The organism is Paenibacillus sp. Y916 (assembly GCF_056786435.1).
This window is the reverse complement of sequence record NZ_JBXCJA010000003.1, coordinates 563,382-576,055: the sequence shown is the minus strand read 5'-3', so window position 1 is coordinate 576,055 and position 12,674 is coordinate 563,382. Positions and strand designations below refer to the sequence as shown.

Here is a 12,674-nt window from a genome sequence, read left to right as displayed (position 1 = left end):
GTATTAGGCAATGTTACTCACAATAAATTCAGTATTTTTGAATACTCTCTTAAAAATCTTTAGGTATTCTGTTTTTATATTTCCAATACTTTAGAGTGATCTTCCCTAATTTTGCATTACTGAGCAAGTTATACTTTTTAGATACATTTGCATATCTCGCCTCTAGCTGATTAAAGTCATATATTGTATCTCTATATTTTTTCAATGTAAGTTCTTCACTATCCAGCCTATTCATTAACTCTTTGTTTTTGGATTCAATTATTCCTTCAAATTGTTCAATCTTCTTTTTATAACTTAAAACTTCTTCCTCTAAAACATTCAATCCATTCATATGCACATCAATCTGACCCTTATCGATTCTGTCGCGTTGCAATTTTTCATTCTCAGCCTTTAAGCTTTTAAATTCATTGCTTAAAATATCATTTTCCTTCTGTAAAGACACTATCTTTTCTCTTCCCTCATTAACTCTCAAATTCAGTTGACTAACTAACTGGGATTTTGAATTTAATTCGTCTACTGATGATCTCTCAATTGTATAGAAAGCCTCTTCGAGTTGTTTGATCAATTCTCTAGGCAAATCAGCAGTATCTTTTTGCCGTTCAACCACATTTCGTCCAACTAATCCAATCCACTTCCCAAAGAACTTAACCTCTAACACTTCAAATAACGGTTCAACTTCTTCAAACAAATTCAACAAGTAATATGTTTTTTTATGATCAAAGAAATCATTAATACCAAAAGGAACTGTAATAATAATTTTACCATCGTCCACCAAGAAATCTTGTACCCTCTTCAGCAATGATTCTGACGAAGTAAAGTGCTCCATAACTTCTGTGAGGATAACTGTGTCAAATTTATGGTCACTTTTAAAATCGAATACGCTACTAACATAGTAATTAACATTTCGCTTTACCGTATCATTTTCATCCTGTAACGAATTAATTGCATAGTTAATTGAACTTTCTTCAATATCAATACCAACTACTTGTTTTCCTTCTTTAGCTAATATGATATCCGCTATCCCTTGCGAACAACCAATATCCAATACAGCTTGCCCTTTGACTTTGGAACAAACCCAGTGGATTCTTTCCCTTGTCTTTCTGGAGAATTGTTCACCCATCCCTCCATAATATGCTTCCGCAACCTTATCTAATGGCTTCAATATATTCACCTCTAAAGTTTTTAGGATTGTCAACAGCCTGGCCTAATACATAATGAATAAATCCAGACTCACTCCAAAGTTCATGATCAACAACATTCCTAGTGTCAATTACGATCTTCCCTCGCATCAAAGGCATTAATTCAGTTGGAACGATCTCTTTAAACTCATTATGATCTGTCAATATTAGAATAGCGTCAGCACCATTGACAGCATCCTTAACACTTTCCATCTTTCCTTTTATATTGTTTTTTACATGAGGATCAAATATTTGGAGTCTATGATTTTTTTGTAACAATTTCACAATCTCTATCGCGGGACTTTCTCTCATATCGTCAATATTACCTTTAAATGCCAAGCCTAGAATGGCAATCGTAGCTTCATCATGTTCTGATAACAATTCATTTACTTTGTCCACAACAAATTGTGGCATACCATCGTTTATTGTTCTAGACATATGAACCATATTGGCTAAAGCTGGTGCAGAATCATATATGAACCATGGATCTACAGCTATACAATGCCCACCAACGCCCGGTCCAGGCTTATGGATATTGACTCGTGGATGGCAGTTAGCTAGTTCTATTGCTTCCCAAACGTTAAATCCAACATGCTCAGCTATTTTTGCCATTTCATTCGCAAAAGCTATGTTAACATCACGATAGGTGTTTTCCATTAGTTTCACCATCTCAGCAGTTGTTGCATCCGTTAAGTGAATATCTCCTTCAACAAAACTCCTATATAATTCTGCTGTCTTTTCAGCAGAAGCCTTATTAAACCCACCTATAATACGATCATTTTGTACAAGTTCCTCTAAAAGTTTCCCCGGCAGTACACGTTCTGGGGAATGGGATATGAACAATTCCGATTGAACATCAAGATTACTTTGTTTAAGAATTGGTATCACCACATCTTCAATTGTTCTCGGTGGTACGGTTGATTCAAGAATAATTAAATCACCCTTCTTGATATATGGAACAATAGAATGAGTCGCTTCTATAACATAATCCAAATTAGCACTTTTATCAGAATTAATTGGTGTTGGAACCGAAATAATAAAAGCGTCTGCTTGTACCGGTTGTACTCCGAAACTTATCTTTTGGAATTTCATAACATGGTCTAACATTTCTTTCAGACCTGGCTCTTCGATGTGAATTTGTCCAGAAGAGAGTTCCTCCACAATGTCTGCGTTAATATCTACTCCATGTACATCAAGATTATGTTTGGCAAACATTATTGCTGTAGGCAAACCTATATATCCTAATCCAATCACACACAACTTCATACTTGCATCTCCTTAAATTTTATGTCGGTTTTCGCACATAATTCAAATGGGTTTATACATATTTTTTAATTATAACATAGAAAACGACTAATACATTGCAATGAAGTTTGGTTAATTCTTTTACTTAATAAAGTCTTTGTTTAATTGTAAGGGGAGGTATGATTGTGTTAACATAAGCATTGAATACGAATGGGTAATTCAAAGGAGAGTTTCATGCGCATATATTTATCGAATTTTTATAGATATAAAGATCTAATGGTTGAACTAATTCGAAAAGACATTAAATTAAAATATAGAAATTCTGTTCTAGGAATATTATGGAGTGTTTTAAATCCATTACTATTCATGGTCGTGCTGACTATTATTTTTTCAAATCTATTCTCTAGTACAATTGAATATTTTTCAATTTATGTGCTCTCGGGTCGGCTAATATATTCTTGTTTCTCTGAAACGACAAATTTCGCAATGCAGTCTATTGTATCTAATGCTTCACTAATTAAAAAGATTTATGTTCCAAAATACTTTTTTCCGCTTTCCAGAATATTTTCTTCATTTATTAATTCTTTGTTAGCGATGGTGTCTATCATTCCTGTAATGTTATTCAGTGGTCTTCATTTTTCATGGATCAACCTAGCTGTTATTTTCCCGTTGTTTTATTTGTTACTTTTCAGCATAGGGATCGGTTTGATATTATCCACGATTTATGTTTTTTTTAGGGATATGCAGCATATCTACTCTTTAGCATTAGTGATTGTCATGTACGCATCAGCTATCTTCTATCCGGCTGATATTATTCCAGAACGATTTATGCCTATCATTCGACTGAATCCAGTATTTACGATTATCGAAATGTTCAGAGATGCATTAATTTATCAAACAATGCCCTCGTTAGAATCTCACTTATTCAGTCTGATATATGCTTTAATATTGATCCTTGTTGGTCTCGTTCTTTTTTACAAAAGACAGGATAAGTTCCTATTCTACCTGTAAGTTTGAATTGGAGATGAAACTATGAATGAAGTAGCAGTTAAAGTGGATAATGTTTCCATGAAATATAAGCTAATGGGTGGGAAAATCAACTCACTTAAAGATTTTATAATTAACAGTATCAATCGGAAAGTTACTTACGAAGAGTTCAGCGCATTGGATAATATTAGTTTTGACATTGCTAAAGGTGAAGTTTTTGGCATAATCGGTTTAAATGGTGCCGGGAAAAGCACTCTCTTGAAAATTGTGGCAGGCATTATAAAGCCAACTTCCGGCATTGTAGAAAGATACGGTTCTCTAGTCCCGTTAATTGAGCTTGGTGGAGGTTTTAATGGAGAACTTACAGGAATTGAAAATATACATCTAAATGGCATGCTCTTGGGATATTCCAAAAAATTCATCAAGGAAAAAACGGATGAAATTATTGAGTTCTCAGAATTGGAGAAGTTCATTCATACTCCAATTAAAAATTATTCATCAGGAATGAAGGCTCGATTAGGTTTTTCAATTTCCACCCTTGTACAACCGGATATTCTAATCGTTGATGAAGTATTGTCTGTTGGAGATCATAAATTTAAAGAAAAGTCAGAAAATAAAATGAAGGCTTTAATGGGCTCCGGAACAACGGTGTTATTTGTCTCTCACTCCATTGAGCAAATGAAAAGAATGTGTGATCGAGTAATGTGGCTTGAAAATGGAACAGTTAAAGAAATAGGGCCTGCAGAAGAAGTCTGCGATAGGTACAAATCAAATTAAACAAGGCTGCCCCCAAATATCTACGATTCTGGGGCAGCCTTGTTTAATAAACTAGTCTCTTTTTACTGAATTATGTTAAAATATTGTTCATATCTACATATAAAGGAGATTGAAAACTTTGTCTAAACAAGTATACGGTAAACAGGCTAAAAGGTCGAGAGATGTCGCAAAATTACCATTATTATCATGGATATTATTAGCATCTCTCATTCTATATTTAGCGTGGACGCCATTTCAAGTGGCATTATTTAATGGGCAGACGCTGAACTTTGAAGCTCCTATATTCTGGGCTGCAGCTATGGCTTGCGTGATTCTATTGATTTGGATTGCTAATTACTACAAATCTATTCAATTGGAAGATCAACGAGATTGGATGGCTATCTGGGTATTGTTACTTCCTATTACATTTATACTATCATTCTTCGGTGCTGCTTCTCAATCTATGGCGATGAATATGGTGATCATTCAGAGTACGTATGCGATCATGTTCATCGTTGGATTATTCTTGTTGCGAGAGAAGTTCGCTAATAAAGTGATCCAGACGACGATTATGGTAGTTTCATATATTATTGTAGGATTCGGTTTTCTCAATTGGTTCGGACAAGGGACGTTCGCTGGAAAGTTAGTAGCGTGGTTCTCTAATGCTGTGCTGGACGGTAAATATACGGATGCTGTTATGACGGACTCTAACGGATTACGTCTGACATCAGTGTTCCAGTACGCTAACACTTACGCTGCTTTTCTGATGGCTTTTCTGTTTGCTGCTGTATTCTTCCTAATTCGCTCCAAAACATGGTATGGACAAGCGATTCATGGCTTCATGTTAGTCCCTATTATCGTATCTATTCTATTAACGCTCTCACGCGGTGGATTGGTTATGCTTCCAGTCGTGTTTGTTCTACTACTCTTATTCTTGAAGCCAGCTAAACAGATTCTATGGGTTGTATACATAGGTATCGCTGGGGTGGCATCCTTGCTCATCTCTAAGACGGTAACGGATCTAGGGTTGCAATTGAATACGACGTATGAAGGCGTTGTGGCTGCTAAAGCATGGGGAACCTTACTAGCTGCTTCGTTGGTTGTTGCCTTATTCACATGGGGATTTCAGCGATGGATCAATCGACTTCTAGAACGTGGCCTGCAATCTTGGTCGAATCGCAAATCTGCGAACTTATGGATTCCTATAGGATCGGTCATTGTTGTAGGCGCTCTTGCTTTTCTCTTCATCGGGACAGGTGCACGGAACATCCTTCCTGACAATATGAGTACTCGTCTAGATAATATCAACTTCCAACAGCATAGTGTTCTAGAACGGTTAACATTTTATAAAGATGCCATAAAGGTTGTTGAGGATTATCCCGTACTAGGTGCAGGGGGTGGCGCTTGGGGTTCATTGTATGAGAAATATCAGAATAACCCTTACACGAGCCGTCAGGCGCATAACTTTTTCCTTCAATATCTAGTAGAAGTCGGCATCCTTGGGTTTATCGTATTTATGTCATTCCTGATCTTTATATTCTATAAATATATTCGTGGTTACATGAAGGAGAATGAAGAAGGTCGTGAATCTCACTTCCTCTACCTTATCCTCGTATTGTCTATTCTATTGCACAGTATTCTAGACTTTAATATGAGTTACATGTTCATCGGCATTCTCGTATACCTCGGACTTGGTGGTATGGCTTCCGTTATGGAGAGTAAACCAATACGCTTTCCACAACTACGCTTCAGTGGTAGTGGAGTTAGCATCCTATACAGTCTAGTAGTCGGGATATGTGCCGTGATCGTACTATTCACTTCATTCCGCTATGCTCAAGCTAGTAGCGCTGGAATGGAGGCAAGGAATATCGTACAGACTAGTACATCTTTCGAAGAAATTAAAGCACCACTTGATAAAGACCTCAACTTACGTAAGAATCACCCAGATTCGGTACTCTTGCTAGCTAATCTCTATCAACAAGTCTACTCGCAACAGCAGAACGAAGATTTCTACAATGCCGCGTATAGTCTGATTGCTGAGGCACTTAAAGATGAGCCGTACAACAAGAATATGATTAATCAACTCATTACCTTGCATCAACTAAAGGGTGAACAAGAGCAAGCCTTCGATCTCTTAGTAACTCATTCTGAGAGCTTCAATTGGGATATTGAGTGGTATGAACGGATTATCTCACAAGGATATGAACTTGGTTACGATGCCTTAAACAGACAAGACATGGATTCTAAAGATAAATACTTCAATGCTGCTATTGAAGCATTCGATAAGGTACAAACTGGGCTGGTGCATCTAGCTACTCTCCCTGAGGGACAAATGGCTGGACGTCCATTCGCCAATACGCCTGCTATGATCTTGAACACGGGTAAAATACACTTCCTACTTAATCAACCATTATTGGCTTCAAAAGCATTGAAGATTGGACTGGTTGAAGACTTAAGTGACCCAATCAACCGTGAAATTGCACGTTGGTATGTGGCTGCGTTAATGAAGCAGGAATTAAATGATCCAGCGGTATTAGATCGTTTGATCCAGATTGATCCTACAGAGAAAGAACAGATCGACTCTATTGTGGGAGCGACCTTTTAAGAAGAAAATAGATTTATAGAAACGGCACCCATCCTCTGAATAGGATAGGTGCCGTTTGTCAATGATATTGACGTAGATTCGAGATCTCGGAAAATTGAAGTCACATGAAACTTTATTACTCAAAAAAAGTTCAAGATAGGAGTGTTTGAAATTATCCTTTAAAATCATTTATTTCTGTCACTATAAATGGTAAGGCTTTTTTTATATATTGTTCTGCCGAAAGAGAACTATTATTGTGCCAATCTACAGATGCTCCGTAAACTCCGCAACTTAACACAGCAGCACCAATTTTTAAGGCTTCCGAATCCAACTTAGGTAGTTGTTTTAAATGTAGAGAATAAAACAATTTCCCCAGTTCCGTTTTTACTTTTAATTCAATTATTGAACTAAAGGATTCATAACTCCTTCTACATTGTGAGCTTAATTCCGTGAATGTTTTCGTATGAAATCGAGTTAATGTTAAAAAGATGTTTACAATGGTCTCTTCATTTAACCTTTTGTGATGATTCAATTCTTTTACAATGCTTTCAAATATATCTTCTGTAAGAACCGCACCCAACAAATCATATTTGTCATTAAAATGAGCATAAAAGGTGGCACGATTAACGGTTGCTTCATCCGTAATATCCTTTATGGTAATATCTTTAAAATCTTTTTTTATAGTTAATTTTATAAAAGCATCTATTAATAATTTTCTTGTTCGTATAATACGTGGATCTACTTTTGTAACTACCATATTTATCCCCCTATATAAACAACATTTCTATTCGCTTGTTGTTTAAGCAATAAAACACCGAACTTGATGATTGATAATAAGTGAATTCTAGTATAAAGTCAATTGTACAACAGTTGTTGTTTAAGCAAAAGTTGTATTTTAAAATCCGAGGTGAAAGTAATGAATATAAAAACAAACAAAAGAGTAGAAGACATCTTAGGAATTAAATATCCAATTATTCAAGCACCATTAAATTGGCTTACAAATGCTAAATTTGTAGCTGCGGTTTCTGAAGCTGGTGGATTAGGTGTCTTAGGATTTAATGCAGGTTCACATGCGAAAGATGAAACGCTATCTGTAGAAGATGGACTTAGAAGTGAGATTAGAGAACTTAAAAAGTTAACGGATAAACCATTCGGTCTTAATATGTATTCTCCGTCAGATGGTATGGAGCAAGATAACATTTATGTTAGAAGATCACTTGATGTTGCTTTTGAAGAAGATGTAAAAATCTTTGTAGTGGTAGGAGAAGTAAATAGAAATATCTTCAAAGAAATAAAAGAACGTGGTGGTATTATAATCTTTAGAGAGTTAACGCCATCCGTTGCTTCTGCAAAAATTGCAGAAGAGAGCGGCGTTGATATAATTGTCGCTACAGGATACGACGAGGGGGGACATATCCCACAACGCCAAATTGGAACTTTCTCTATCGTACCAACTATTGTAGATGTGGTTGACATCCCCGTTATTGCTGCAGGTGGAATTAATGATATTCGTGGTGTACGAGCCGCTTTTGCACTTGGAGCTGAAGCAGTCTATGTAGGAACTCGCTTTATTGTATCTGAAGAGAATCCTGCTTCTGAAGAAGCTAAACAAGATATTATCAATTCTAAAGCAGAGGACTTACTACTTGTTTCAGGGGTACAACGTTCTACTCCTACGAAATCAGCGGTGGAGTTAGCAGAAATGTACAACAGCGGAAAATCTAGTGACGAGGTTGAACAAGAAATTAATAAGCGTGGCGGTCTTCGTACAGGAATGCTTGATGGGCGAATTGCAGAAGGTATTGTATCTGTAAATACAGCGATTGATCTGATTAAAGAAAAGAAAACAGTTAAAGGAATTGTAGATGAATTAATGGCTGATTTTCAATAAACAATGTAGACCCTATAGATACTATAGGGTCTATTTTTATATTATAGTACTTATAAGAGGTGACACTTCAACCATCGGGGGCATAGAGTTTCTAATAAGGAACTTATAATAATGCCTTCTTTACACATCTGAATTGTAAGGCAACTTTACTTATGATTGCTCTATCTGATGGATCATTTGCTTCATATACTTAAGCAGGTCTTCTCTTAGTTCATGATGTTGTAATGCATAATGAATTGTTGTCTCAATAAATCCTAGCTTCTCTCCTACATCATGTCTCTGCCCCTCGAAGTGGTATGCAAGTATTCTCTCTAGCTCACCCAGTCTAGAAATAGCGTCTGTTAGTTGAATTTCACCATTCACGCCGGCATGTTGTTCACCCAGTAGATCGAATATACGTGGAGACAGAATGTAACGTCCCATGATAGCTAGATTGGATGGAGCTACTTCCTGCTGCGGTTTTTCAACTAAACGATTCGCTCGGTATACCCGTTCATCCAATAGCGAACCATCCACAATCCCATATCTGGACACTTCATTCCATGGGACCGGCTGCACACCGACAACGGAGGATTGGTAATGTTCATATATATTGATCATCTGCTTAAGACAAGGTTCATCCGCTTCTACGATATCATCCCCCAGCAAGACAGCAAAAGGCTCATTGCCAATAAACTTCCGTGCACACCAGATCGCATGCCCTAGTCCCTTCGGCTCCTTCTGACGGATATAGTGTATATCTGCCATTTCCGATGACTTGCGGACTTCGTTGAGTAGATCCCACTTTTCCTTAGATTCAAGATTGCGCTCCAGTTCAAATGAGTAGTCAAAATGATCCTCGATCGCACGTTTGCCTTTCCCTGTGACGATAATAATGTCTTCAATTCCTGACGCAACGGCCTCTTCAACAATATACTGAATTGTGGGCTTATCTACGATAGGTAGCATTTCCTTCGGCATCGCCTTCGTGGCGGGTAAGAATCGAGTTCCTAATCCCGCCGCCGGAATGATCGCTTTACGAATCTTCATCTACATGAGTCTCCTTATATAGCACTTTTCAAAGGATTAATTCCTAGTTTCCTACCCAATGATTGTAACAAAAAAAACACTAAAGAGCTATTTGGTAGACTCCTCTTCCAGCTCGATCTCGAAGCTCTCTATGAGAACGGATGGTTTAACTACTTCTCATCAATCCTTTCAAAAATTTCGATTAGTACGTTCTTTGCCCGGGATCAGAATATTATTGATTGGGATACGGAATTATTCTTAGGTGAACTATGTTTCTTAACAAATCATACATATATAGCCGCTACAACCCAAACAAGTCTACTCACAGCATAACAAAAAGGATGATTCGCCCTCATTGTGAGGATGAATCATCCTTTATTCATATACAAGCTATGCTTGTTATTCCTATTACTTCACCAACTGCCCCCGTGTAACTCCAAGCTGGTTGGTTGCTTTCAGCGTACGCCATACTTGTGAACCAGTGATCTCTCCACGCAATGCTCGTGTGTAAAGATCGATGACCTCGGCCACTTGGTCCGGTGTTTCTTCCAAGAACTCGATGCGGTATGTCGATACGCCGAGATCCATAAAGTTAGCCAGATACTCTGCCCCGGATTGCTCGATGGCATTATAGACGGTATTGCGGCAACCTTCATCTACACGAACAGGATGAGACATGCCGATGCGATCTTGGAGCGATATATTATGCTCCTCACACGGACGTCCACAGTTCGTAAAGTCTGTGCCTTCACTTAGGAAGGTGCAGTACACGCAATGCTCCGTATGGAACATCGGTAGATGCTGGTGGATAACGATCTCCATCTTGGACGTATCGGCACGTCCAAGCATATCCACCATTTGCTGAATGTTCAGATCATATGACGGTGTGATCATATCACAACCGGATTGGATGAACAGGTCAGCCGCTTTGTGGTTGGCGATATTCAATGAGAAGTCGCCAATCAGTTGCGGATGCTGGGCATCCGGATGTTCTTGACGATGGCGCAGATAGAAATACAGCGCCCCTGTGTTACGCACCAGCACAGCATCAGGCTGTAGGCGCAGGATGTTGTTATGATAGCCGTTCTCTCCAGGCATATGAATGCGTGGCGTTGCCAGCGCAATCTTAGCTCCAGCCACACGCACAGCTTCGACCGCTGCCGGGAACTGCTTAATGAACTCGAAGTCAGCGTAGATCATGCCTACGCCTGCTTCGAGTGCAGCCTGCACCTGCGGCAGGCTGCGGCACAGCGCGGTGAGCTCCGCCGCACCACTCGCCACGGGCTGCGATGCGCTATGCGCCGCCGCATCGCCGTACACCTCAATCGCCCGTTTCACGTATACGGGCGGCTTCGGACGCTCGCCAGCGAGCAATTCCACCGCACGGCGGCGGATGCTGTTCAGCTCGCGCATAGGCACGATGACGTCTCCTTGCAACTCGACGTCAAGCTTCTCCAGCTGGAATACCGTCCCGCCAAGGCGGCCGAATTGTTCTTCCAGCAATGCATAGTCCATCGGACGCTTCTGCGCTGCTTCCAATTCCATCTCGGAATCCACTTGAACCGTTGTACCCTTTTGCACATCCGTCCACCATGTTGTAAGTAGTCCACCTACGTGACCTACAACTTTCACGTGAACTGGGAATACCCGATATGGTTTCTCCGTCTCGAACGTCTGGCGCAGGCGCTTGTCGAGTGCGGGATCATTCGTCTTCCAAATACGATCGCCCACATTTAATCTCTGTAGATTGACATCGTTACGACCGGGAACAATGTCGATAATCCAACCTTCTCCCGCTTCACCTTCAATCTTCACACCTTTACGGCGTATGTCGTAGACGCGTCCGCCCTCTTCCTTCTTCGTAGGATCCCCAGCGTCGAATACGATGCCGTCGCCCCGCTTCAGCGGTGCATCAATTCGGCAGACTACACCGTCACGCAGAATTTGTTCCACTCGACCCATATATACGCCACGGCTCTTAGGATACGTCCCTTCCACAAGCTTCTTATTGTTCGTACCATCTAAGAAACCATGTGTTAGACCACGTGAGAAGCTCTGCTCAAGCTCCCGAATCTCTTCCTTGCTCGGTGGCGTTGAATCCCCTTCGAAATAACGATCAATCGCTTTGCGATACTTGCTCACTACGTTAGCTACATATTCTGGCGTCTTGAGACGTCCTTCTATCTTAAAAGAAGTCACTCCCGCTTCGATCAATTCCGGCATAATATCGATTGCTGCGAGATCTTTAGGTGATAACAAGTAAGATATATCCCCCATTGGCTTCTGAACTCCGTCAACCATCAGGTCATACGGCAGACGACAAGCCTGCGCACATTCCCCACGGTTCGCTGAGCGTCCGCCCCACATCTCAGAAGTCAGACATTGCCCCGAGTAAGAGACACAAAGCGCACCATGCACGAATACTTCCATCGGCAATTTCGCCTGATCCCCGATCTTCTTGATCTGCTTCAGATTGTTCTCACGACCGAGTACAACTCTTTCAAGATCCCAAGGCTTCGTAAATTCAACCGCTTCTGGTGATGTAATCGTCATCTGTGTTGATCCATGAATCGGGAAATCTGGCGAGATCTCACGAATCATCTTCACTAGACCTAAATCTTGTACGATCACTGCATCTACACCCGCATCCACGCAAGCATCAATAAGCTCCCGCGCATCTTCCAACTCATTCTCAAACACGAGAATATTAAACGTCAGAAAGCCTTTAACCCCGTAACTATGCAGAAACGCCATAATCTCCGGTAATTCCATCATACGGAAATTGTTCGCACGTGCGCGTGCATTAAACTTTTCCACTCCGAAAAAGATAGCATCCGCCCCGTTCGCTACCGCTGCTCTCATACAATCCCAATCACCTGCTGGCGCCAGTAACTCGACGTCTCCTCTGTGTAAACCTTGTTTCATTATCTATATCCTCCCGAATCAGCCTATCGGCCAATGAACTTCTTGTATATCACATTAGCTCTATAACTTATCTATTGTAGCAAATATCACATCAACCTTC

At 39.9% G+C, this 12,674-nt stretch carries 9 protein-coding genes; 4 read left to right on the top strand and 5 right to left on the bottom strand.

Annotation, left to right across the window (positions count from 1 at the left end; all coding sequences use genetic code 11):
* Nucleotides 1-49: 49 nt before the first annotated feature.
* Nucleotides 50-1,162: a class I SAM-dependent methyltransferase gene (locus AC1TO9_RS10560; protein ID WP_482059121.1), complete on the bottom strand. Its 1,113-nt coding sequence runs from the start codon at nt 1,160-1,162 to the stop codon at nt 50-52.
* Entirely contained in the window at nt 1,146-2,444 is a 1,299-nt protein-coding gene (locus AC1TO9_RS10555) for a nucleotide sugar dehydrogenase (RefSeq protein WP_482059120.1), read from the bottom strand. Before AC1TO9_RS10555 ends, AC1TO9_RS10560 begins: the two co-directional genes overlap by 17 nt.
* A gap of 213 nt (nt 2,445-2,657) precedes the next feature.
* Here AC1TO9_RS10555 and AC1TO9_RS10550 point away from each other — a divergent pair, with 213 nt between their 5' ends.
* The 3 genes from AC1TO9_RS10550 to AC1TO9_RS10540 all read left to right on the top strand — a co-directional run bounded on the left by AC1TO9_RS10550 (nt 2,658) and on the right by AC1TO9_RS10540 (nt 6,771).
* Complete coding sequence (locus AC1TO9_RS10550; RefSeq protein WP_482059119.1) at nt 2,658-3,434, top strand: ABC transporter permease; 777 nt, start codon at nt 2,658-2,660, stop codon at nt 3,432-3,434.
* A 21-nt stretch (nt 3,435-3,455) separates the two neighbouring features.
* Nucleotides 3,456-4,187, top strand: coding sequence for an ABC transporter ATP-binding protein (locus AC1TO9_RS10545; protein ID WP_482059118.1), 732 nt, complete (start codon nt 3,456-3,458; stop codon nt 4,185-4,187).
* 118 nt (nt 4,188-4,305) lie between these two features.
* Complete coding sequence (locus AC1TO9_RS10540) at nt 4,306-6,771, top strand: O-antigen ligase family protein (protein WP_482059117.1); 2,466 nt, start codon at nt 4,306-4,308, stop codon at nt 6,769-6,771.
* Between the two features lie 151 nt (nt 6,772-6,922).
* Here AC1TO9_RS10540 and AC1TO9_RS10535 read toward each other — a convergent pair whose 3' ends face one another.
* Nucleotides 6,923-7,507, bottom strand: a complete 585-nt coding sequence (locus AC1TO9_RS10535; protein ID WP_482059116.1) for a TetR/AcrR family transcriptional regulator — start codon at nt 7,505-7,507, stop codon at nt 6,923-6,925.
* A gap of 159 nt (nt 7,508-7,666) precedes the next feature.
* Between AC1TO9_RS10535 and AC1TO9_RS10530 the strand changes: the two genes are divergently transcribed.
* Entirely contained in the window at nt 7,667-8,641 is a 975-nt protein-coding gene (locus AC1TO9_RS10530) for an NAD(P)H-dependent flavin oxidoreductase (protein WP_482059115.1), read from the top strand.
* Between the two features lie 150 nt (nt 8,642-8,791).
* Here AC1TO9_RS10530 and galU read toward each other — a convergent pair whose 3' ends face one another.
* Nucleotides 8,792-9,670 carry a UTP--glucose-1-phosphate uridylyltransferase GalU gene (gene galU, locus AC1TO9_RS10525; RefSeq protein ID WP_482059114.1) on the bottom strand — a complete coding sequence of 293 codons (879 nt, stop codon included), beginning with the start codon at nt 9,668-9,670 and terminating at the stop codon, nt 8,792-8,794.
* A gap of 387 nt (nt 9,671-10,057) precedes the next feature.
* Nucleotides 10,058-12,574 (bottom strand): U32 family peptidase, encoded by a 2,517-nt coding sequence (locus AC1TO9_RS10520; RefSeq protein ID WP_482059113.1) that lies wholly within the window; start codon nt 12,572-12,574, stop codon nt 10,058-10,060.
* Nucleotides 12,575-12,674 lie beyond the last annotated feature (100 nt).

Coding starts and splice junctions, on each gene's coding strand:
- AC1TO9_RS10555 (WP_482059120.1), bottom strand. CDS start 2,444: ATGAAGTTGTGTGTGATTGGATTAGGATATATAGGTTTGCCTACAGCA.
- AC1TO9_RS10550 (WP_482059119.1), top strand. CDS start 2,658: ATGCGCATATATTTATCGAATTTTTATAGATATAAAGATCTAATGGTT.
- AC1TO9_RS10545 (WP_482059118.1), top strand. CDS start 3,456: ATGAATGAAGTAGCAGTTAAAGTGGATAATGTTTCCATGAAATATAAG.
- AC1TO9_RS10535 (WP_482059116.1), bottom strand. CDS start 7,507: ATGGTAGTTACAAAAGTAGATCCACGTATTATACGAACAAGAAAATTA.
- AC1TO9_RS10530 (WP_482059115.1), top strand. CDS start 7,667: ATGAATATAAAAACAAACAAAAGAGTAGAAGACATCTTAGGAATTAAA.
- galU (WP_482059114.1), bottom strand. CDS start 9,670: ATGAAGATTCGTAAAGCGATCATTCCGGCGGCGGGATTAGGAACTCGA.
- AC1TO9_RS10520 (WP_482059113.1), bottom strand. CDS start 12,574: ATGAAACAAGGTTTACACAGAGGAGACGTCGAGTTACTGGCGCCAGCA.